A 21,584-nucleotide genomic window follows, 5' to 3' on the forward strand; every position below is an offset into this window, starting at 1 on the left:
TTAGATCGTCAGGAATGTGGGTGGGTCGTGGCGCAGGAAGTCGTGGTGGGAGATGTCCCAGCCGTAGGCGCCGGCGCGGGCGAACAGGAGTAGGTCGCCGGTTCGTAGTCGGGTGACGTGGTGGCCGCGGGTGAGGACGTCGCGGGGGGTGCAGAGTTCGCCGACGGCGTCTACTTCGGTGTCGGTCACGGAGAGGCGGGGGTACGGGTGGGGCCAGTCGTCGACGGGTAGGACGGTGAAGGGGTGGCTGTAGCCCCAGGCGGCGGGGAGCCGGAAGTGGTGGGTGCCGCCGCGGAGGACGGCGAAGGTGCGGCCGTGGGTGGTTTTGAGGTCGAGGACTTCGGTGGCGTACCAGCCGGCGTCGGCGGTGAGCCAGCGGCCGGGTTCGAGGATCAGTTCGAGGTTGTCGGGTACCTGCACTGAGGCGAGTGGGGTGAGGTCGATGGACTGGTCGGACTGGTAGTCGACGCCGAGTCCGCCGCCGGCGTTGACGATGCGGATGCTCAGCCCGTACCGGTGCGCGGTTTTGAGGGACCAGCCGATGGCTTCGGTGAGGAAGGCGGCGTGCGCGTGGCCGTCGAGGTTGTTGGAGACGGCGTGCAGGTGGAAGCCGATCACCTGGAGTCCGTCGGGCAGGTTTTCGAGGATGTCGGGGAGTTGGGTTTCGTCGATGCCGAACGGGGTGGGTACGCCGGTCATGGTGTGGCTGCCGGACAGGGCGGGGCCGGCCCGGTTGATGCGCAGGCAGATGTCGCCGCGGTGGCCGAGGGCGGCGAGGCGGCGTAGTTCGTGGGCGCTTTCGACGTTGATGAGGGCGCCGGCTGCGATGGCGGCGGCGAGTTCGGTGTCGGTTTTGGCGGGGCCGCCGAAGACGATGCGGCGGGCGCCGGCCTGGACTGCCAGGGACAGTTCTCCGCCCGAGGCGACTTCGAGACCGTCGCAGGCCCCGGCGAGGGTACGGACGACGTGCGGGTGTCCGTTGGCTTTCACCGCGTACAGGAAGGTGGTGTTGGTGGGGAGCGCGGCCCGCAGCGTGGTGGCGCGGGCGCGCAGGATGCGGGTGTCGTAGAGGTAGGCGCAGCGGGGTGCCGGCAGTTGGCGCAGCAGGTCGTGGTGGTCAGACATGGAGTGGGTTCTTCACGGGGATGTGGATGTCGCCGGTGCCGGCGAGGCGCATGCGGACGAGTGCTTTGTGGGGGACGGTGGGGGCGATGAGCCAGGTGTGGTCGGCGGCGGCGTGGGGGTGGGTGCCGAGGGCGTCGTAGGTTTCGTCGATGACGTTGCGGATGAGGCGCCAGGCGTGGTTTTCGTCGAGGTTGTGGGTTTCGCCGAGGCGGATGACGAGTTCGCCGAGGTGGGCTTGGAGTGCGGTGTAGCCGAGTTTGGCGCGCAGGATTTCGGTGTCGTCGGTGGTGATGACGCTGCCGGGCCACAGGTCGATGGTGTGGCCGGCCTGGTGGAGGCGGCCGGGGTGCAGGCGCAGGCCGGCGAAGTCGCGCAGGGCGAGGCGGTGGGGGTGTCCGCCGAGGAAGGTGGGCAGGCAGTTCTGGAGGTGGGCTTCGAGGGCGATGCCGTGGGTGGCCAGGCGTAGGAGTGGGGGGAGGAGGAGGCGGGTGTAGTCGGTGAGCCAGGTGGCGGGGTTGCCGCCGGTGGCGTCGACGAGGCCGGCGATCACGGTGGTGCGGGTGGTGGGGTCGTAGGCGGGGAGGGCGCCGCCGGGGATGGCGTGTTCGCCGGGTTGGAGGCGGCCGGTGAGGCCGGTGCGGGTGATGGCGGACAGGTCGCGGCCGGATCCGGCGGGTACGGCGGCGCCGGCGGTTTCGGTCATGAGGATCAGCCGGTGGCCGTCGGGGTCGTTGTCGACGAGTTTGTGCAGGAGGTGGGAGAGGGCGGGGCCGTTGCGGGTGGAGGCGATGCTGATGCTGCGGCGGGTGGAGGTGACCTGGATGTCGAGGCTGACTTTCAGGTAGGTGCCGCCGGGGAGCAGGAGGGTGCGCAGGGCGGCGGTGGGGATGGCGTCGAGGTGGCCGTCGATGCGGCGGAGGGTGCCGTCGGTGAACAGGTTGTGGTAGCGGTGCAGGACGGTGTCGTGTTGCCAGGCGTGGACGGGTTGGATCCGGTATCCGGGGGGCGCTGGTGGCAGGTTGAGCCAGGGGCCGAGGTCGTCGCCGAGGTGGGCGTGGTCCTGGACGGCGATGAAGCGGATGGTGGTGTGGCCGGCTTCGAGGTCGTGGGCGAGGACGTCGGCGGTGTCCCAGCCGAGGCGGGTGCGGCCGCAGGGGTGCAGGTTGTGGCCGGCGACGGCGAGGCGTTCGAGGTGGACGGCGGTGGTGTCGGGGTCGGTGTCGGCGGGGATGCGCGCGTCGTAGCGGGCCAGGGCGACGGCGAGGTTGAGGACGGCGTTGCGGATCTCGGCGGTCATGGTGCCGGTGGTGTCGATGCCGGTGAGCAGTTCGACGGGGTCGTCGACGCCGGCGGTCGGGTATTCGACGCGGTGGAAGGCGTGGGTGTGGCCGCCGGCGCCTGCGGGGGTGAGGTTTTCGCGGACGAGGGCGGCGCGCAGGCGGCGGCCGACGGTGTCGGCGGCGTGGGGCAGGTGGTTGAGGAAGCCGTCGACGAGGTGGGGTGCGTGGACGGTGAGGGCGGCTTCGGTGTGGGCCGCGGCGGTGGCGATGCGGATCATGGGTGGTCCTTTTCGCGGGTGGCTCAGGCGAACGCGGCCATCGGGTTGGGCAGGTGGGTCCATTGGTCGTGCAGGGGGTCGGCGGCCAGGCGCATGGCGGTGGTGGCTTTGACCGGCAGGGGGTCGGTGCGCAGTTTCGGGTCGGCGTGGCGCAGGCAGGTGGCGAGTAGCTGCCACAGCCGGTCGGGTTCGGCGTGGTGGTGGCGGCTCAGTGCGGTGATGGTCTGGCGGGCGACGGTGGCGAGGGCTGCGGCGGCGAGTTTGGTGCGCAGTTCGGCGGGGTCGTCGGTGGGGAGGTCGCCGTGCAGGGTGGGGGCGCCGGCGGTGGTGTGGATGCGGACGCCGCCGAGGTCGCGGTAGACGGTCCGCACTGGGCGGCCGTGGTCGAGCACGATCAGGGTGTTCTGGCCGTGGGCTTCGAGGGCGACGCCGCGGTCGAGGATGGTGGCGAGGGGGGCGAACAGGACGGTGCCGAGGTCTGTCATGAAGGTGTAGGGGTCGTCGATGGTGTCGAGGATGGCGGGGGTGGTGGCGAGGACGCCGAGGGGGATGGCGCCGGGTGGTGGGGCTTGGCGGATGAGGTGGGCGAGGTGCCGGTCGGGGCCGTGGTCGGTGATGGCGGCGCCGGCTTCGGTTTCGGTGAGGACGTCGAGTGGCAGGTCGGCGGTGAGCCGGTTGAGGAAGGTGGAGAGGCGGGGGCCGTTGTGGACGGCGGCGGGGGAGACGGTGCGGATGGCGGAGGTCATCTGGATGTCGACGGCGGTTTTGATGTGGGGGCCGCCGTCGATGGGGGCGACGGTGCGCAGGGACATGAGGGGGCGTACGGGGGTGGTGGGGCCGTCGTCGGTGAGCCACGGGTGGCGGTCGAGGAGGCGGGCGGCCTGCCAGGGGTGGGCGTAGAGGATCGGGTCGGTGGTGCCGTACCAGCGGTTTTGTGGGACTCGGAGGCGGCGTAGGGGGAAGGTGGGGTGGTGTTCGGGGGCGTAGGTGAGCAGGTCGGCGACGGTCATCCCGCCGCGGGTGCGGCAGCAGGGGTGCAGGGGGTGGCCGTCGACGAGCAGTTGTTCGGCGTGGCCGGGTTGGTCGATGCCGGTGAGGGTGGCGGGGGTGGGGTTGGCGGCGCGGGCGAGGGCCAGGTTGGCGACGCTGTTGGCGATCTCGGTTTTCAGCTGCGCGCCGGGCCACAGGTGGGTGGTCAGGGCGGCCGGGTCGGTGACTTCGAGGCCGTCCACGGCCACGGTCAGGCCGGTGGGTGGTTCGGTGAAGGGGGTCGCCGCGCGGGTGGGGTAGGTGATGGTGGTGTGGGTGAAGCGGAGGTGGGTGCGGCCGTCGTGGTGGTGGCGGGTGAGCAGGCCGGGCAGTGGTTCGTGTTCGAGGGCGGTCAGTAGCCGGGCGAGGATGGCGGCGTGTGCCGCGGGTAGGGCGGTGTCGTAGCCGGTGAGCAGGTCGGGGCGCAGGTCGGCGAGTTGCGCTCGGGTGCCGGCGGGGTCGGCGGTGTGGGTCGGCACGTGCTCATTGTCGCGGTCGGGGCGGTGGGTGTCCGGCGGGGACACTTCGTCAGCGGTGGTGATCACATTCGGGGATTTCCCCCACGCCGCTAATCCGATAAATTCTCGTATTCATTGGTGAAGGGGTGTGTGTCGTGGACGTCGACGTCATCGTGGTGGGGGCCGGCCTGGCCGGATTGGCGGCGGCCCACGAGCTCACCGCCGCGGGCAAGAGTGTGGCGCTGGTCGACCAGGAGAATCCGGCGAACCTGGGCGGGCAGGCGTGGTGGTCGTTCGGTGGCCTGTTCTTCGTCGGCAGCCCGGAACAGAAACGGGCCCGCATCACCGACAGCGTCGAGCTGGCCTGGCGGGACTGGAGCAACAGCGCCGGCTTCGACCGGCTCGGCGCCGGTGCTGAGGACGAGTGGGCGGTCAAGTGGGCGCGGGCGTACGTCGAGTTCGCGGCCGGCGAGAAACGGTCCTGGCTGTCCGGGATGGGGTTGAGGTGGCTGCCGTTCGCCGGCTGGGCCGAACGCGGTGACCTGCGCGCTGACGGGCACGGCAACTCGGTGCCGCGGTTCCATGTCACCTGGGGCACCGGTACCGGGGTGGTCGCCCCGTTCGCCGCGGCCGCGCTGGAGGCGGCCCGTACCGGCCGGCTGCGGTTCCACCACCGGCACCGGGTCGACGAGCTGATCGTCGAGGCCGGCACGGTCACCGGGGTGCGCGGGGTGCTGCTGGCCGCCGACGACTCGGCCCGCGGTGTGTCGTCCAACCGGGAGGTGGTCGGCGACTTCGAGCTGCGGGCGCAGGCGGTGATCGTCACGACCGGCGGGATCGGCGCCAACCACGATCTGGTGCGCGAGTACTGGCCGGAACGGCTCGGCACCCCACCGGCGAGCATGATCACCGGTGTTCCGGCGTATGTCGACGGCCGCATGCTCGGCATCGCCGAGACCGCCGGGGTGCGGCTGGTCAACCGTGACCGGATGTGGCACTACGTCGAAGGTGTCCGTAACTGGAACCCGATCTGGCCCGGCCACGGCATCCGGATCCTGTCCGCGCCGTCACCGATGTGGTTCGACGCGCTCGGCCGCCGCCTGCCCGCCCCCTACTTCCCCAGCTACGACACGCTCGGCACGCTCAAATATCTGCGGTCGACCGGCCACGACCACTCCTGGTTCGTGCTGTCGCAGAAAATCATCGAGAAGGAGTTCGCGCTGTCCGGCAGCGAACAGAACCCGGACGTCACCGCCGGGGACCGGCGCGGCTTCCTCAAGGAACGGATCCTCGGCAAGGGCGCGCCCGCACCGGTGGAGGCGTTCAAGAAGCACGGCGCCGACTTCGTGGTCGCCGACACCCTCGACGAGCTGGTCGCCGGCATGAACGAGCTGACCGAGCAGCCGCTGCTCGACGCGGGCATGCTGCGTACGCAGATCGAGGCGCGGGACTCGCAGATCGCCAACAAGGTCACCAAGGACGCGCAGGTGCAGGGCATCCACAACTCGCGCCGCTACCTCGGCGACCGGATCGGGCGTACGGCGGCCCCGCACCGGATCCTCGACCCGGCGGCCGGACCGCTGATCGGCGTGAAACTGCACATCCTCACCCGCAAGACGCTCGGCGGCATCCAGACCGACCTGGACTCGCGGGCGCTCGGCGCCGACGGGGCGCCGATCCCCGGCCTGTACGCGGCCGGGGAGGTCGCCGGATTCGGTGGCGGTGGCGTGCACGGCTACAACGCGCTGGAAGGCACGTTCCTGGGTGGCTGCCTGTTCTCCGGACGGGCGGCCGGCCGGCACGCGGCCGCCAGTCTCTAGAGCCCGAGGAGTTCGGCCTCGACCTGCGGGTCGAGGCCGGACGCCGGCCGGTCGGTGCGCTGCGGTGCGCCGCCCGGCAACGTTCGCAGCCACGTCCACGTGTCGGTGACCGTGTCGCGGACCGGCCGGCAGGACAGGCCGGCGTCGAGGGCTCTGCTGACGTCGCCCTGGTGCATGAACGCGTACCCCGTCTCGGGTGTCAGCCAGATCGGCAGCTGCGTCCACGGTTGCACGCCCGCGGCGGTGATGTCCTCACCCGGCAGCCACCGCAGGTCGGCGTGACCGCCGGTGACCTCGTTGGCGATGTCCAGCAGTTCGCCCATGGTGGTGTGGCCGGGTGGGCTGACCACGTTGAACGGGCCGTGCCGTCCGGCGGCGCCGAGCAGGAACGCGGCCAGGTCGCGGACGTCGATGTACTGCAGGGCGAGGTCGTGGGGGCCGGGCGCCAGGGTCGGGCCGCCCTGACGGAGGCGGTTGAGCCACCAGGGGAGGCGGCCGATGTCCTCGTACGGGCCGAGGATCAGCCCGGCGCGGGCCAGCAGGACCGGGCCGTCGAACGCGGCGGTCGCGATCTCGGCGCGCAGCTTGTCGCCGGCGTAACCGGGGTCGTCGACGTCGGCCAGGGGTGAGTCCTCGGCCAGCGGTGGGGCGCCGAGATCCCATCGGTAGACCGACCGGCTGGAGACGTACACGTAATCGGTCGCCCGGCCGGACAGCAGCGACGCCGCCGCGCCCACCGCCGCGGCGTCGGCCGACCAGGTGTCGATCACCGTGTCCCAGGTGCCGTCGCGCAGCGCGTCCAGGCCGCCGGGGGCCAGGCGGTCGCCGGTCAGGGTGGTGACGTGGGCGACCGGGTCGCGCAGGCCGCGGTTGAACACCGTCACGTCGTGGCCGCGGGCCACCGCCAGTTCGGCGGTGGCCCGCCCGACGAAACCGCTGCCACCCAGGATGAGAATCCGCATGCCGGCGAGCCTGCCCGACGGTGTGGCGACACGCCCAGGCGGCTCTGCCGACAGCAGAGGGGCGTCAGTCGTCGGCCAGGAACGTTTCGATGGCCTCGACGACCAGGGCGTGGTCGTCGGCCTGCGGCAGCCCGGACACGGTGACCACCCCGATCACGCCGGCGTTCGCGAGCCGTACCGGGAACGCGCCGCCGTGTGCCGCGTACTCGGCCGGGTCGGCGCCCTGGGAGGCGTCGAGTTGGCGGCCCTTCGCGGCCAGCCGGCGGCCCACCAGGTAGGAGGAGGCGCCGAAGCGGTAGACGACGCGGACCTTGCGCTCGATCCAGGTGTCGTTGTCGGCGCTCGAGCCGGGCAGCCCGGCATGGAACAGCTGCTGCTGGCCGCGGCGGATGTCGACGGCCACCGGCAGGCGCCGCTCGGTGGCGAGGTTCACCAGCAGGCAGCCCAGCGCGAACGCGTCGGCCTCGGTGAAACCCGGGAACACCAGCCGCGCCTCCTGCTGCTCGATGTCTTTGATCAACTGGTCCAGGTCGTCGCTCATGACGCCCATTGTGTCGTCCTAGCTTTCCTGCCAGTGCAGGTATCCCAGGCGGGCGATCAGGGCCAGCACCACCACCAGCAGCACGATGCGGACGAACCCGGCGCCGCGTTTCAGGGCCATCCGGGCGCCGATCACCGAGCCGATCACGTTGCACACCGCCATGCCCAGACCGAGTTTCCAGGCGACGTGGCCGGTCGCGGCGAACACGGTCAGCGCGCCCAGGTTCGTCGCCGTGTTGACGATCTTCGCCATGGCCGAGCCGTGTACGAAGTCGGCGCCGACGATTCCGGTGAACGCCAGAACCAGGAACGTGCCGGTGCCCGGGCCGATCAGCCCGTCGTAGGTGGCGATGACGCCGCCGGCCACGGCCACCGCGGCACCCCGGCGCCACGGGGTGCGTTTCTCCGGGTGCTCCATCAACCCCATCTGCGGGCGTACGGTGACGAACACCGCCACCGCCACCAGCACGCCGATGATGACCGGCCGGAACGCGGTCGCCGGGATCCCGCCGGCCAGCAGCGCCCCGCAGCCGGAACAGATCAGTGCCAGGGCCGCCGACGGGCCCGCCACCCGCCAGTCGATCTTCGTGCGGCGGGCGTAGGTGACCGCTGCCGTGCTCGTGCCGCAGATCGCCGTCAACTTGTTCGTGCCCAGTGCCGTCGCCGTCGGCAGATGCGGCGCGGCCAGCATCAGCGCCGGCAGCAACAGCAGGCCGCCCCCGCCGACGACCGCGTCCACCCAGCCCGCCGCCGCGGCCGCCACCAGCAGTGTTGCGATCACCGGCGGCCCCGGGCCTTCTGCAGCCAGATCCCGAACGCCGCACCCGCGATGAACAACAACGCGAGGCACAACACTGCCTTGATGAACATCCCACTCACCCCGTTGGCTAGGGTCGGCTGGTGCGCCTGGCCACCTTCAACCTGCTGCACGGCAGATCACTGTCCGACGGCACCGTACACGCCGGCCGGATCCGCACCGCGATCGCCGACCTGGACGCCGACGTCCTGGGACTGCAAGAGGTGGACCGGGCCCAGCCGCGTTCCGGGCTGCTCGATCTGACCGCGCTGGCCGCCGACGCCCTCGGCGCCTCGACCCACCGGTTCGCGGCCGCCGTCGTCGGCACCCCCGGCCAGGCGTGGGAACCCTGGCACTCCGGCGCCGACATGGCCCACCCGCAGTACGGGATCGCCCTGGTGTCGCGGTACCCGGTGGACCGGTGGCAGGTCACCGAACTGCCCGGCGCGCCGGTGCGCTCGCCGGTGCTGGCGCCCGGCGGTGGTCTGATGCTGCTGCGCGACGAGCCGCGGGTGCTGCTGGCGGCCGTCGTGCAGACCCCGTCGGGGCCGATGACGGTGGCGACCACGCACCTGTCGTTCGTGCCGGGCTGGAACCTGCGGCAGCTGCGGCACGCCGTGCGCGCGCTGCGGGCGCTGCCGGCGCCGCGTGTGCTGCTCGGCGATCTGAACATGCCGGCCGGGCCGGTGCGGGCGTTCACCGGCTGGCGGCCGCTGGCGCGGGCCGCGACCTTCCCCAGCCCGGCGCCGAAGACGCAGCTCGATCATGTGCTCGCCGATCCGCGGGGGGTGGCGGCTCTGGGCGAAGTCGTGCAGGTGCGCACCCCGTCGCAGCCGATCTCCGACCATCGCCCGCTCGTCGTGCGCCTCGACCGCCGTTGACCCCCTTTTTCTGTACGCGTGACACCGTCGCGTTTCTTTTTGCGGCCGTTGCGCCCTGCCACGCGAGCCGGCTGCCTACTCCCGCCTGTGCCGCGCCCGCCGGGCTGAGGTCGCCGGTCCAGCTGGCTCCCGGAGCTGTCTCAACCCTGTCGATCAGGCCCTGACAACCAGCCGTGGTCGGGACCCAGAAACCGCGCCTCTTCTCGTGGCGGTTCTCGATCACCCTCGGCTGCTGTGCCGGCCGGCCGCCCCCGTGGCACCGATCGGCACAGCAGCCGAGGGTGTCAGGCGGCGCCGGGAGCGGGCCGGCCGAAGCCGGGGACGGCACGGTCCTTGAGCTGGGTCTCGGCGGCGGTGGCGCGGCGGCGTAGCCGTTGCACCTCGGTGGACAGGGCGGCGGCGCCGTCGTCGGTCAGCCGGTAGTAGCGGCGTAGCCGGCCTTCGACGGCCTCTTCACGTTCGACCTCGATCAGGCCCTGCTCGGCAAGCCGGTCCAAGGCGCCGTAAAGGGTTCCCGGCCGCAGTTTGACCTCGCCCTCGGACAGGGTGATCACGGACTGGACGATGCCGTAACCGTGCAGCGGCTGAGCGGCCAGCGCGGTCAGGATCAGGAACGTCGGCTCCTGCATCAGCCCGCCACCTCCCGCATCGCCGGCCCGGCCGGGCGTGAGAGCCGGGACACCACGACCGTGACGACGGCCAGCGCCAGACCGGCGACGGTGAGCCCCGGGTTGAGCCACGGTGGACCGGACTGCCAGTACGACGATGTGACCAGCACGTGATGCACGGTCGCTCCCAGGTGGGCGCGGTGGAAGAGGTTCGTCAGGTTGCCGGCGACCGACACCACCGGCATGGTCAGCGTCGCGAAGGCGAACACCGCGGTCACCGCGGCCGGGCGGGAACGGCGCTGGGCGACCGCGGCCGCGATCAGCCAGCCGGTGAGGGCGCCGGCCAGCAGACCGGCGACGACCAGCGGCCGCATCCATCCGGTGTCGACGGTCGATACGGTGGACCAGACGGTGGACCGGGTGACGTCGGTGTTCGCGTGGATGCGCAGGCCGTCGCGTTGCATCATGAGTTCGTAGCCGCGGTCGGGTGCCGCCACCGGCAGGGTCTGCCAGCCGTCGGCCGCGAGGCGGGCCCGGGCCGGGGCGGCCTGCCAGCCGGACAGGTCGCTCTCGGCCATGACCATCGGGCCGGTGTCGTAGTGGCCGCGCAGTGTCCGCACGTACGGCGAGGCGCCGGGCGCGCCGACGGTCAGCCGGTGGACGGCCGTGGCCTGAGTGTGGCCGGGCAGTGGGGTGCAGGTCTGGAAGGCCGCCCACGAGCCGGCCGCCGCACCGAACGCCGCGCCGGCGAGCAGGGCCAGGACGGCGCCCGGCATTGCCAGTGGGCGGCGGGGCAGCCGGAGGCGTTGCCGCAGGCCGGAGGCGATCAGATGCCAGGAATCGGCGAGGCCGGGGCGCTGCCGGCCCGGTTCGGCCATCTCCAGCAGGGTGGTGACGATCTCGGTGCCGTGGCGGCGCCGGTAGTGGCTCGGGTAGGCGTTCAACAGCCGCCGGTAGTGGCGTTCGAGCGTGGGGGCGGCGCTCGGCCAGTCGGGAGCAGACATGCCAACAAGCTACGGGCGACGTCATATAACGTCAACCGTAGTATCCGATTCGGGTGAGGCGGCATGTATCGGCGGCCGTATTATTCGAAAAGGGTGAGTGGATATTTCGGTTGCGCACGGCGGGAGCGGCGGGCATGGTGGGAGCCGGACCTGCCGCCGAGAGAACCGGGAGCGCACCAGCGCGATGTGAGAGACGACCGACCCCCAGATTCCCTGTCGGTGCACTCTCCCCTGGAGTAGATCTTGCAACAGTCCGCTCATCTCAAGACCGTCCGGCTGGGCCACGCCCACGACGGTGACCTGCTCTTCTCCGGCCTCGACCTGGTGCTGCGCCCCGGCGACCGGATCGGGGTCGTCGGACCCAACGGCGCCGGCAAGACCACCCTGCTGCGAGTGCTGGCCGGCTCGCTCACCCCCACCGAAGGGCACCTCGGCCTCGCGGCGGGCACGCGCGTCGCGTACGTCCCGCAACGGATGCCGGACCCGGACGGGCCGGTCGGCGCGTTTCTCGGCGGCGGCCTCGGCGAGCTCGCGGAAGTGACCGCACAGCTGCGTGAGCTGGAGAAACGGCTGGCCGACGGCGAGGACGTCCTGGAGGAGTTCGCGGCCGTCCAGGAACGCTGGACCGCCCTGGAGGGCTGGACCGCCGAGACCCGGCTCACCGAGATCCGGCAGCGCCTGGACATCGACCACCTCGACGACGACCTGCCGCTGCGGGCGGTCAGCGGCGGCGAGCAGGCGCGGCTGATGCTGGCCCGCGCCCTGCTCGCCGCACCCGACCTGCTGCTGCTCGACGAACCGACGAACCACCTCGACGCCGAGGGCGCGGCCTGGCTGCGGCAGTGGCTGCGCGATTTCGAGGGCGGGGTGCTGGCGGTCAGCCACGACCGGGCGTTCCTGGACGAGGTCGTCACCCGGATCGTCGAACTCGACGGCATCGACGAGCAGCCGCAGGACTATCCGGGCGGCGGCTACACCGCCTACCGCGCCGAGAAGCAGCGGCGCTGGGAGAAGCTGCTGCTCGACTACGAGGCGCAGGAGAAGGACCGGATCCGGTGGGAAGCCGACATCGAGAAGACCAAGGGGTACGCCCGTGGCGTCGAACTGAACACCCCGGCCAGCGCCGCCGCCCCGCACATCAAACGCGTCGCCCGGCTCGTCGCCCGTAAGGCGAAGGTCCGGGAGCGGCGGCTGCGGCGGCAGATGGCGTCGGTGTCGTGGATCGCCCGGCCGCGGACCCGCCCGCCGCTGACGCTCGCCTTCCCCGGCGACGACGGCGACCCGGGCGAGATCGTCCTCAAGGTTCGCGACCTGAACGTGGCCCACGGCGACCGGGTTCTGCTGCGCGACGTCGACCTGGACGTCACCCGCGGCGACCGCATCGTGATCACCGGCCGTAACGGGGCGGGCAAGACGACCCTGCTGCGGGCGATCGCGGACCGGCATCGCGGCGAGGTGGCGGTGCTGCCGCAGACCGACGACGGGCTGCGCGACACCACGACGGTGATGGAGTTCTTCCGGGCGCGGGTGCCGGTCTACATCGACGACGCGGAGAAGCTGCTGGCCGGGCACCAGTTCGACGCCGACCAGTGGGACGCGCCGACGAGGGACCTGTCGGCGGGGGAGCTGCGGCGACTGCTGCTCGCGGTGCTGGTCAACAGCCCGTCGCGGATCCTGCTGCTGGACGAGCCGACCAACTTCCTCGACTTCGCGGCTCTCGACGTGGTCGAGGAGGCGCTGCGCCGCTACAAGGGGACGCTGCTGGTGGTCAGCCACGACCGGTATTTCGCCGATGCGATCGGGCATACCCGGCACTGGCATGTCGCGGACGGGCAGTTGATCGAGAACTGAGACGATGACGGGCATGTCGTCGCAGCCGCACCTGGGCCGGGAACCCGTCATCGGCACGGGCGCGCGGGAGTTCACCGACGCGTGGCTGGCCAACCGGCGGCTGTCGCAACACACCCGGGCGGCGTACCGGCGCGACGTCGACGGCTGGCTCACCTGGTGCGCCGGCCGTGACCTCGACCCGCTGCACGCCTCGTTCCTGGACGTCAACGCCTACGCCCGCGAGCTGGAGGCCCGGCCGCTGGCGCCCGCCTCGGTGGCCCGGAAACTGTCCGGCCTGTCCAGCTGGTACGACTTCCTGGTCAAACTGCGGGCGGTGCCGGCGAACCCGGTCGGCGGCGCGGACCGCCCCCAGGTCGACCGCTACCACTCGTCCACGGTCGGGCTCGCCCCGGCCGAGATCGACGTGCTGCTCGCGGCCGCCGGGCGGGCCGGCCGCCGCACCCACGCGATGATCACCGTGCTGGCCGATCTGGGGCTGCGCGTCGGTGAGCTGGTCGGGCTGAACCTCGACGACCTCGGCCACGAACGCGGCCACCGGACCGTCCGGTTCACCGGCAAGGGCGGCAAGGCCCGCCGCCGGGCGGTGACCCCGGCCGTGGCGGCGGCCCTCGACGACTACCTGGCCGAACGCGGCAACCGGCCGGGGCCGCTGTTCGTCACCTCGACCGGCTCCCGCGTCGACCGGCACGCCGTCTTCCGGCTGGTCCGCAGGCTCGCCGCGGAAGCCGGCATCGCGTCGGCCGACCGGTTGTCGCCGCACTCGCTGCGGCACTCGTTCGCCATCACGGCCCGCGCCGAGGGCGTACCGCTGGAGGACGTGCAGGACGCCATGGGGCACGCCGATCCGCGTACCACGCGCCGCTACGACCGTGACCGTTACAACTTGGACCGTGACCCCGCGTACACGATCGCGGCGGCCCGTGCCCGCCGCAACAGGGGGTGAAACGGCCCCCTATGCTCTGAACCCGGCTACGGAAAGCGGGCGGGTGTTTTGAGCACGGAAATGAGTCTCGTCGAGGCGATCATCCTCGGCGCGGTCGAGGGCGTCACCGAGTTCCTCCCGGTGTCCAGCACGGGGCACCTGACGATCCTGGAGAAACTGTTCGGCCACACCATCGACGACCCGGACATCACCGCCTTCACGGTGATCATCCAGTCGGGTGCGGTGCTCGCCACCATCCTGTTCCTGCGCAAGGACATCGCCCGGGTGGTGCCCGCCTTCTTCAAGGGCCTGTTCAACGCGTCCCACCGGGAGCACACCGACTTCAAGTTCGGCCTGGCGGTGCTGCTCGGCTCCATCCCGATCGTGATCGCGGCGCTGCTGTTCAAGGATGCCATCGAGGGCACCCTGCGCAGCCTGTGGTTCGTCGCCGGGGCGCTGATCCTGTGGAGTGGTGTGATGGCGTTCGCCGACCACGCCGCCACCCAGGTCCGCCATCAGGACGACGTCACCTGGAAGGACACGCTGATCATCGGCACCGTGCAGTGCATGGCGCTGATCCCCGGCATCTCCCGCTCCGGCGCCACCATGTCGGCCGGCCTGCTGCGCGACCTCGACCGGGTCACCGTGACGAAACTGTCGTTCTTCCTGTCGATTCCGGCGCTGACCGGCGCGTCGGTGTTGCAGGGCGTCAGCGAGGCCGACCGGATCTCCGCCGGGGTCGGCTGGACCAACACGATCGTCGCGACCGTGGTCAGTTTCGTGGTCGCCTACGCGTCGGTGACGTGGCTGCTCAAGTTCGTGTCCAAGCACTCGTACAGCATCTTCATCTTCTACCGGGTGGCGCTCGGCTCGCTGCTGTTGCTGCTGCTGGCCACCGACACGATCTCCGCCAAGTAGGCGTGACCACGCCCGGGGAACAAGCGCTCGCCCACGTGCGGGCGCTTTTTCCGTCTCCGCGGCCGGTGCCGGGCGCGCCGATCACGGTCAACTTCCACCCCGACCGGCCGCTCGCCGACGGCCGCACCGTGATCGAGCACCTCGCCGTGGACGGCGTCTACCGCACCCAGTACGAGACCGGCATCTCCAACGGCGGGCTCGGCGGCGACCGGCCCCGCTGGGAACAGCGCATGTTCGGCGACAGCGGCAGCCGGCCCGTCTACGGGGCGCTCAACCTGGCCGGGCATCCCGACGGGGCGGCGCCACGGTTCGGCAGCTGCCATCTCGAACTGCGGGCGCACTGCCTGCGGCGGGCCACGTTCAGCCTCGGCGACAGCTACACCGAACCGGAGATCCTGGGCACGGCGGGCACGTTCGGCGCAGTCTGGGAGGGGCTTCTCGCGCAGGTCACCTGTACCGGAAACGCTGTGGGGGTGAGCGCGAGCGGCACGGAGCAGTGGGTGGCCGCGCTCGGCGAGCCCCGCACGCAGGCCGGCCGGACCCTCGACGACTACGTCGAAGCGCAGGTCCACGATCGGCTCACCCTCAGCGGCGACGTCGCGGCCGTCGTCGCCGACCCCTCATTCCGCGGTACGGCGTACGAAGGGCATCTGCGTGCCCTCGGGTTGCCGCTGCGCTGGCACGGCGGATTCCGGCTGCCCGCCGACGAGTTCCCCGGCGAGCTGCGCGGGCCGCAGGCGGTGGCGCTGGGCCGCCGGATCGCCGCCCGCTACGGCGAACAGGTCCTGGACGCGGCCCTGCTCGGCCGGGCCGCCCGCGACGGCGACCATCCGCAGCTGATCAAATACCTGTGGCACATCCTGGTGCTCAAGGGCCGGCCAGCCTAGCCACCAGTTTCTCGCCCTCCGGCCAAGGCCCGAACCCGGAACTCGAATCCAGATGCCCCACCGGGCCGGCGTCGTGGACCTCGGCGCCCCACTGCCCGGCCAGCTGCTCACCGTAGGCGAACGTGGCATGCGGATCGTCACGCGACAGCACCGCGATCGACCGGAACGGCAGCGGCGAGCGCGGCATGTCGTCGTGTTCCGGCGGCGTCACCAGCAGCGCGCCCACCACCGGGCCGGTGTGCTGGGCGGCCCACAACGCCACGGTGAGACAGCCCGCCGAATGTGCGATCAGGATCGCCGGAGCGTCGCCGGCCGTGATGGCCGCGTGCAGGGCGGCCACCCGCTCGCCGGCCACATACGGCGGGCCGGGCGGCTCCGGCGCCCACGTGTGGTCGCGGTGGGCCCGCGCCCACTGCCGTGACCAGTGATTCGGAAACGGCACCCCACGGCCGGGCACCAGCAGAAATCGCGTCACCCACGAGAGGGTAACGGCTAACGTCGATGCATGCCCGATGCGATCTTCGCCGACCCGCGGCTCGCCGCCCTCTACGACACGTTCGACGGCGACCGTCCGCCAACGTCGCCCAGGTGTTCCTCACCGACCGGGAGTGGCAGGACACGCTGACCGGCCTGTACGACGTTCTCGTGCCGGGCGGGCACCTGGTGTTCGAGACCCGGCGGCCCGGCCGGGCTTTCGGAGGTGAGCGCACAAAGGAAGCGGGAAGCGAAACGCGGACCTCGACCACGAAGCTCTTTCACTCGCTCTCGCCGCGGTAGGGCAGCCACACGAAGCCCCGCGCGAACGGCACGAAACCCGGCCCGTCGCCCGGCTCCGGCAGCACCAGACCCGGAACCTGACGGCGCTCGCGCAGCGGGCCGAGCGGATCCCAGCCGGCCAGCGCCGCCCGGTAGCCGGTCAGGTCGGACAGCAGCCGGTACAGGCCGTTGCCCAGGTCGGTGAACCAGCGGGCTGTCCGGGCGCCGTCGACCACCGGCACCACCGACAGCAGCAGGGCCGTGTCACCGTCGCGGTCCAGGCGCGGCCAGTGCAGGTCGATCGGCGCGTTCCCGGCGGCCACCACCCGGTCCGCCGCGGCCACCGCCGCCTGCGCCGACCGGAACTCGACCACCAGCTCGAAACGGACCACCATCGCCGCTCCCCGGGTAGGACGAGCCCCCATTGTCGGCCGGCGCCGTCCACATCGTCGAGACCGGCCCGGACGTCCGCGGGCTGGATCGGTGCGGTCTCGCTCCGGCGCGGCGCGGGACCGGCCGGCCGGTGCGAGGATGAGCGGATGGGATTCGATCTCGGGGCGGCGGTCAGCTTCGCGGCCGGAAACGCCCGCAACCTGGACCGGCGGCGGCTGCACCACCTGCTCGGTGACCTGCCCGCGCAGGCCGTGATGGCGGCGCTGGACGGCTACCGCAACCCCGACGGCGGGTACGGGTGGGCGCTGGAGCCGGACCTGCGGTCGACGACCAGCCAGCCGGTCGCCGCCATGCACGCCCTGGAGGTGATGGCCGAGGTCCGCGACACCGGGCCACGGCCGGTCGCGCTGCTGGACTGGCTCGAGCGGCACAGCCTCGACGACGGTGGAGTGCCGTTCGCCTTGCCGTTCGGCGACAGCACCGGCAGCGCCCCGCACTGGACCGGCGCCGACCCGGCTGTGTCGTCGTTGCAGATGACCGCCCAGTTGGCGGGGCACGCGCACCGGCTGGCCCGGCACCGGCCCGACGACGTCGGCGGGCATCCGTGGCTGGCCGCCGCCACCGGCTACTGTCTCGGCGCGATCGAGCGGATCGAGACGGCGCCGCACGCGTACGAGCTGATGTTCGCGCTGCGGTTGCTCGACGTGGTCGAGGCGCCGGTGCTGCTGGAGCGGCTGGCCCGGTTCGTGCGGATGGACGGGCCGACCCCGGTCGAGGGCGGTATCGACGGTGAGGTGCTGTATCCGCTGGACTTCACCCCGCACCCGGGTACGGCGTCGCGCAAGCTGTTCGATCCGGGTGCGGTGGCCGCCGACCGGGAGAGGCTCGCGGCCGGACAGCAGGCGGACGGCGGCTGGACCGTCACGTTCCCGGCGTACAGTCCGGCGGCAGCCGTCGAGTGGCGCGGCTACGCCACCGTCGCCGCCGTCGCCGTGCTGCGCGACACGCCCCGGTGACAGTGGCCGCTACCCTGGGCGGCGTGACCGTCGTGAAAGGGCCTGACCTGCGTATCGGCTCGCCCGAACGGGAGCTGGCACGCGAGGCGCTGCAGGAGCACCTGGACGCCGAGCGCATCGACGCCGCCGAGTTCGAGCAGCGGCTGCTGGACTGTCAGGCCGCGCGTACCCGTACCGCGCTGGAGCAGGTCTTCGCCGATCTGCCGGACCCGCATCCGCAGTTGACGAAGCCGGCCGAGGACTCCGACGACGAGGCCGCCGGTGTGGTGTCCGGGATGGTGGCGCTGATGCTGGGCGTACCCGTGTCGATCGTCATGGGTTTCGTCTACGGCGCCTGGTGGTCGCTGGCCGTCACCGTCGGGATCACCGTGCTGCTGGTCTTCGCCGGGCAGACATGGGGCCGCCGGTAGCGGTAAAACGGGTGACGGGCGGCCCGCCGATCCGTCATGATCGGCGACCATGACCGGCCTGTACGTCGCGCTCGGCGACTCGATGTCCATCGACGACTACGCGGGCGGCCCCGGCCGGGGCGCGGCGAGCCTGCCTGCACCGCAACCACGACCGTGACTTCGCCGACTGGGCCGGCCGTGACCTGCCCGGCTGGACGCTGCGGCTGCTGGCCCGCGACGGCGCCGTCGTCGCCGACGTCCTGAACCGGCAGCTGCCGCAGCTCACCGAAGTCCCGGACCTGGTGACCGTGACGATGGGCGGCAACGACCTGATGGGCGCCTACGGCGACGACACCGCGGCCGCCGCCACCGTGGGCCGGGTCGCCGCGCAGGGCGAGGGCGTGCTGTCGCGGCTGCGGGCCCTGACTGGCCCGTCGTGTCCGATCGTGGTCACCACCGTCTATGACCCGAGCGACGGCGCCGGTGAGGTCCCCGGATCCGGGCTGCCGCCGTGGCCGGGTGGCCCGCGGTGGGTGGCGGCGCTGAACGGCGAACTGGCCGCGCTGGCGGCCCGGCACGGGGCGCTGCTCGCCGACGTGCACGCCCGCTTCCGCGGCCACGGCGTGACGGCCGGTGACCCGGCCCGCCCGGAGCCGCGTCCGGACGGTCGTGACCTGTGGTTCTGTGGGGTGATCGAACCCAACGCGTGGGGCGCCCACCAGATCCGTGCCGCCTGGTGGGAGGCGCTCGACCGGCGCGGCTGAGCTGTCGGATGTCCGTTACACCCGATCGATGCCCTGACGGGGTATCCGTCGAGCCCTATGGTCGGGCACAGATCCACGTCGCAGGGAGGATCCGTGCCTCGACCACGACCGTTTCTGGCCATCTGGGCCGTGCTGGCCCTGATGCCCGTCACCGTCTGCCGACCCCAGCCGCCCGCCGCCGAACTCGAACCCGCGCCGGTCCCCGTCCCGGTCGCGGCGACGACCCGGCACACCACACCCCCGCCCGTCGACTGCCCCCGCCCGCACGGCACCCGGGTGACCGCGACCGGAACCGCGCTGCGGACCGCCACCCGTGAATATCCGGCCGCCGACCATCCGCACGACGTCGCGTTCTCCGCCGAGACCCTGCGGTCGCTGCCCGACGTGGCCGGCGTCGGTGACCCGATCGACGTGCCCTACGTGCTGAGCCGGGGCGCGTTCGCGGCCGCCGGCGCCGTCGCCCAGGTCACCTTCGAGAACGCCACCAGCCACCTGATCAGCGTCACCGACATCCGCCCGGTCAACATCGTCACCGAATGCGTCCCGCACGCCGCCCTGATCCCGCTGCACGGCACCGGCGCCGAACCCGCGCCGATGATGTTCGACCTGGCCGACGTCGACCCGCTGATGTGGTCCACCGACGAGGGCGGCCGCGCCACCCGCCCGTACTTCGAGGAGTACCCGGGCATGCTCATCGAGGACGGTGAGAGACAGGATCTGCTGTTCAGTTTCCGCGCCGACAGCGGCGCCTACACCTTCGACCTGCTCGTCACGTACGAGACCGGGGGCAGGCGGGAACGGACCCTGTTGCGTAACGGCCGTGTCGGCTTCCGGGTCACCACCGCCCCGGATCCGCCGCAGGCGTGACCCGTCCGGCTCTGCGGCGCGGGTGGGCGCACACGAACGGCCTTGCGTGCTCGGTGGCCGCGGCCATGGGCCGGGTGGGCGCTCACGGCACGGCGACCGTGTGCGCCTGCCCGGCTTCGGGTGACCACCGATCTGAGCCCGGCGGGCGCGGCACAGGCCGGCGCGGGCAGCGAGGTCGCGCGGCAGGGCGGAACAGTCCTGAAAGAAACGGGGCGAGGTCACCCGTACGAAATCAGGTTTGGTCGTCCAAGGCGGCCTTGACCAGCGACAGGGCTGTTTCGGCGGGTACGCCGAGGGCGCGGATCCGCGTCGCGTAGGCCGCGGCCGCCTGCTGGGCCTCGACCGGCGTCGCCCCGGCCCGCGCGGTGATCACCGTGCCGTGCCGGCCCCGCGTCTCGACGAGGCCGGCCTGCTCGAGCTCCCGGTAGGCGCGGGCCACCGTGTTCACCGCCAGCCCCAGGTCCTCGGCGAGCCGGCGGACCGGGGGCAGGCGGGTGCCGGCGGGCAGCACACCGTCGGCGGCGAGCGCGGCGATGTGCAGCCGCACCTGCTCGTACGGCGGTGTGGCCGACGCCGGGTCGATCGTGATGTCCATCAGATCAGCTTGGGCGGGGTGTTGCCGACCGCGAGGATGGCGCGCCGCAGCGGCACGAACGCCAGCAGCACGCCGCCGACCACGAAGAACAGCACCAGCGAGACGATGCCGGCCCGGTAGCTGTTGGTGATCTGGAAGATCAGGCCGAAGAACAGCGGGCCGAGCCAGCTGGTGCCCTTGTCGCTGATCTCGTAGAAGCCGAAGTACTCGCCCTCTTTACCGGCCGGGATGAGCTGGGAGAACAGGCTTCTCGACAGGGCCTGGCTGCCGCCCATCACCAGGCCGATGCCGGCGCCGAGCAGCATGAACGGCACCGGCTCGCCCTCCGGCAGCCAGTAGGCGGCGATCACGACGAGCAGCCACAGGGCCAGGGCGATCAGGATGGTCTTGCGGGCGCCGATCCTGGTGGCCAGCGCGCCGAGCAGCAGGGCGCCGCCGAACGCCAGGAACTGCACGATCAGGATGGTCAGGATCATCGTGGACTGTTCGAGTTTCAGCTCTTCGCTGCCGAACTGGCTGGCCAGCGAGATGACCGTCTGGATGCCGTCGTTGTAGATCAGGTAGGCGCCCAGGAAGAACAGTGTCAGCGGGTAGGCGCGCATGCCCTTGAGGGTGTGGCCGAGCTGCTTGAACCCGTCGGTGAGCACGTTGCCGCGGTCGGTGCCGGTGATGACCGCGGAGGCGCTGGGGTGCTCGCGCAGCCACAGCAGCGGCACGATGGTGAACAGCGCCCACCAGACGCCGGCCGACACGATCGACCAGCGGGCCAGGTCGAGGGTGCGCTGCGGGTTGCCGTCCTGCGACAGCGACATCACGGCGACCAGGTTGAGCAGCAGCAGGACTCCGCCGCCCAGGTAGCCGATGGCCCAGCCGCGGCTGGAGACGCGGTCGCGGTCGTCGGGGCCGGACAGCAGCGGCAGGAACGAGTGGTAGACGACGATCGCCGCGCCGAAGGCGATGTTGGCGATGATGAACAGGATCCCGCCGAGCAGGTAGCGGTCGCCGGTCACGAACGCCATCGCCACGGTGGCGGCGGCGCCGGTGAAGGCGGCCCCGGCCAGCAGTGGCTTCTTTCGCGGGGCGCGGTCGGCGACGGCCCCCATGATCGGCAGGATGAACACGGTCAGCAGCACCGACAGCGACACCAGGTAGGGGAAGTAGGAGCCGGTGGCGACCGGGATGCCCAGCGGGTACACCTTCGCGGTGCACTCGTCGGCGTCGATGGCGCAGCCGGCGGCCTGTTCGGTGACGCTGGTCAGGAACGGTCCGAGGAACACCGTGATGACGGTGGTGGAGAACGCCGAGTTCGCCCAGTCGTACATGTACCAGCCGGTGCGTTCCCGCTTGGGCGCGAGAGTGGTGGTGGGGGTGTTGTCGCCGTCGACGGCCATCTACGTCCGCTCCTGAAAATGGTCGGTGCGCGGACATGATGCCACCCCGGCGCG

22 protein-coding genes are annotated in these 21,584 nt (G+C 71.9%); 10 read left to right on the top strand and 12 right to left on the bottom strand.

What is annotated here, in order from left to right; translation table 11 throughout:
* The 3 genes from KZ829_RS18420 to KZ829_RS18430 are packed head-to-tail and all read right to left on the bottom strand — an operon-like array spanning position 1 to position 4,191.
* Entirely contained in the window at positions 1-1,125 is a 1,125-nt protein-coding gene (locus KZ829_RS18420) for a type III PLP-dependent enzyme domain-containing protein (protein WP_220145146.1), read from the bottom strand.
* Complete coding sequence (locus KZ829_RS44025; RefSeq protein ID WP_220145147.1) at positions 1,118-2,683, bottom strand: IucA/IucC family protein; 1,566 nt, start codon at positions 2,681-2,683, stop codon at positions 1,118-1,120. The genes KZ829_RS18420 and KZ829_RS44025 overlap by 8 nt, the downstream gene beginning before the upstream one ends.
* 23 nt (positions 2,684-2,706) lie before the next feature.
* Complete coding sequence (locus KZ829_RS18430) at positions 2,707-4,191, bottom strand: IucA/IucC family protein (protein ID WP_220145148.1); 1,485 nt, start codon at positions 4,189-4,191, stop codon at positions 2,707-2,709.
* 134 nt (positions 4,192-4,325) lie between these two features.
* Here KZ829_RS18430 and KZ829_RS18435 point away from each other — a divergent pair, with 134 nt between their 5' ends.
* Complete coding sequence (locus KZ829_RS18435; protein ID WP_220145149.1) at positions 4,326-5,990, top strand: FAD-binding dehydrogenase; 1,665 nt, start codon at positions 4,326-4,328, stop codon at positions 5,988-5,990.
* Here KZ829_RS18435 and KZ829_RS18440 read toward each other — a convergent pair.
* The 3 genes from KZ829_RS18440 to KZ829_RS18450 form a co-directional block, all read right to left on the bottom strand.
* Positions 5,987-6,952: an NAD-dependent epimerase/dehydratase family protein gene (locus KZ829_RS18440; RefSeq protein WP_220145150.1), complete on the bottom strand. Its 966-nt coding sequence runs from the start codon at positions 6,950-6,952 to the stop codon at positions 5,987-5,989. The two genes, KZ829_RS18435 and KZ829_RS18440, sit on opposite strands and share 4 nt — an antisense overlap.
* 64 nt (positions 6,953-7,016) lie before the next feature.
* Positions 7,017-7,493 carry a heme-degrading domain-containing protein gene (locus KZ829_RS18445; RefSeq protein WP_220145151.1) on the bottom strand — a complete coding sequence of 159 codons (477 nt, stop codon included), beginning with the start codon at positions 7,491-7,493 and terminating at the stop codon, positions 7,017-7,019.
* A gap of 18 nt (positions 7,494-7,511) precedes the next feature.
* Positions 7,512-8,273 carry a sulfite exporter TauE/SafE family protein gene (locus KZ829_RS18450; protein WP_220145152.1) on the bottom strand — a complete coding sequence of 254 codons (762 nt, stop codon included), beginning with the start codon at positions 8,271-8,273 and terminating at the stop codon, positions 7,512-7,514.
* A gap of 119 nt (positions 8,274-8,392) precedes the next feature.
* Between KZ829_RS18450 and KZ829_RS18455 the strand changes: the two genes are divergently transcribed.
* Positions 8,393-9,169, top strand: coding sequence for an endonuclease/exonuclease/phosphatase family protein (locus KZ829_RS18455; RefSeq protein ID WP_220145153.1), 777 nt, complete (start codon positions 8,393-8,395; stop codon positions 9,167-9,169).
* A 284-nt stretch (positions 9,170-9,453) separates the two neighbouring features.
* Here KZ829_RS18455 and KZ829_RS18460 read toward each other — a convergent pair whose 3' ends face one another.
* Complete coding sequence (locus KZ829_RS18460; protein WP_220145154.1) at positions 9,454-9,798, bottom strand: PadR family transcriptional regulator; 345 nt, start codon at positions 9,796-9,798, stop codon at positions 9,454-9,456.
* The gene (locus KZ829_RS18465; protein ID WP_220145155.1) at positions 9,798-10,781 is read right to left on the bottom strand and encodes a hypothetical protein; all 984 of its coding nucleotides are present in this window, start codon (positions 10,779-10,781) and stop codon (positions 9,798-9,800) included. Before KZ829_RS18465 ends, KZ829_RS18460 begins: the two co-directional genes overlap by 1 nt.
* A 243-nt stretch (positions 10,782-11,024) precedes the next feature.
* Here KZ829_RS18465 and KZ829_RS18470 point away from each other — a divergent pair, with 243 nt between their 5' ends.
* Genes KZ829_RS18470 through KZ829_RS18485 form a run of 4 tightly spaced genes read left to right on the top strand, consistent with a single transcriptional unit; the run spans position 11,025 to position 15,359 of the window.
* Positions 11,025-12,632, top strand: a complete 1,608-nt coding sequence (locus KZ829_RS18470; RefSeq protein ID WP_246635839.1) for an ABC-F family ATP-binding cassette domain-containing protein — start codon at positions 11,025-11,027, stop codon at positions 12,630-12,632.
* A 4-nt stretch (positions 12,633-12,636) separates the two neighbouring features.
* Positions 12,637-13,575, top strand: coding sequence for a tyrosine-type recombinase/integrase (locus KZ829_RS18475; protein WP_220145156.1), 939 nt, complete (start codon positions 12,637-12,639; stop codon positions 13,573-13,575).
* Positions 13,576-13,635: 60 nt separating this feature from the next.
* Entirely contained in the window at positions 13,636-14,472 is an 837-nt protein-coding gene (locus KZ829_RS18480) for an undecaprenyl-diphosphate phosphatase (RefSeq protein WP_220145157.1), read from the top strand.
* A 2-nt stretch (positions 14,473-14,474) separates the two neighbouring features.
* The gene (locus KZ829_RS18485) at positions 14,475-15,359 is read left to right on the top strand and encodes a DUF3626 domain-containing protein (RefSeq protein WP_308285556.1); all 885 of its coding nucleotides are present in this window, start codon (positions 14,475-14,477) and stop codon (positions 15,357-15,359) included.
* Here the strand turns inward: KZ829_RS18485 and KZ829_RS18490 are convergent.
* Both KZ829_RS18490 and KZ829_RS18495 read right to left on the bottom strand, forming a co-directional pair.
* Positions 15,340-15,834 (bottom strand): RBBP9/YdeN family alpha/beta hydrolase, encoded by a 495-nt coding sequence (locus KZ829_RS18490; protein WP_220145158.1) that lies wholly within the window; start codon positions 15,832-15,834, stop codon positions 15,340-15,342. The two genes, KZ829_RS18485 and KZ829_RS18490, sit on opposite strands and share 20 nt — an antisense overlap.
* A gap of 280 nt (positions 15,835-16,114) precedes the next feature.
* A complete protein-coding gene (locus tag KZ829_RS18495; RefSeq protein WP_220145159.1) occupies positions 16,115-16,510 on the bottom strand; it encodes a hypothetical protein in 396 nt (131 codons plus the stop codon).
* Between the two features lie 144 nt (positions 16,511-16,654).
* Between KZ829_RS18495 and KZ829_RS18500 the strand changes: the two genes are divergently transcribed.
* From KZ829_RS18500 to KZ829_RS18515, 4 genes are all read left to right on the top strand, one after another.
* Entirely contained in the window at positions 16,655-17,524 is an 870-nt protein-coding gene (locus KZ829_RS18500) for a hypothetical protein (RefSeq protein WP_220145160.1), read from the top strand.
* 23 nt (positions 17,525-17,547) lie between these two features.
* Positions 17,548-17,934 (top strand): DUF1707 SHOCT-like domain-containing protein, encoded by a 387-nt coding sequence (locus KZ829_RS18505; protein WP_220145161.1) that lies wholly within the window; start codon positions 17,548-17,550, stop codon positions 17,932-17,934.
* Positions 17,935-18,140: 206 nt separating this feature from the next.
* Positions 18,141-18,677 (top strand): SGNH/GDSL hydrolase family protein, encoded by a 537-nt coding sequence (locus tag KZ829_RS18510; RefSeq protein ID WP_246635900.1) that lies wholly within the window; start codon positions 18,141-18,143, stop codon positions 18,675-18,677.
* A 93-nt stretch (positions 18,678-18,770) separates the two neighbouring features.
* Complete coding sequence (locus tag KZ829_RS18515; RefSeq protein WP_220145162.1) at positions 18,771-19,544, top strand: hypothetical protein; 774 nt, start codon at positions 18,771-18,773, stop codon at positions 19,542-19,544.
* 232 nt (positions 19,545-19,776) lie between these two features.
* Here KZ829_RS18515 and KZ829_RS18520 read toward each other — a convergent pair whose 3' ends face one another.
* Positions 19,777-20,139, bottom strand: a complete 363-nt coding sequence (locus KZ829_RS18520) for a GntR family transcriptional regulator (RefSeq protein ID WP_220145163.1) — start codon at positions 20,137-20,139, stop codon at positions 19,777-19,779.
* Positions 20,139-21,530, bottom strand: coding sequence for an MFS transporter (locus tag KZ829_RS18525; protein ID WP_220145164.1), 1,392 nt, complete (start codon positions 21,528-21,530; stop codon positions 20,139-20,141). The genes KZ829_RS18520 and KZ829_RS18525 overlap by 1 nt, the downstream gene beginning before the upstream one ends.
* Positions 21,531-21,584: the final 54 nt, after the last annotated feature.

Source organism: Actinoplanes hulinensis (assembly GCF_019429605.1).
Classification (GTDB): Bacteria; Actinomycetota; Actinomycetes; order Mycobacteriales; family Micromonosporaceae; genus Actinoplanes; species Actinoplanes campanulatus.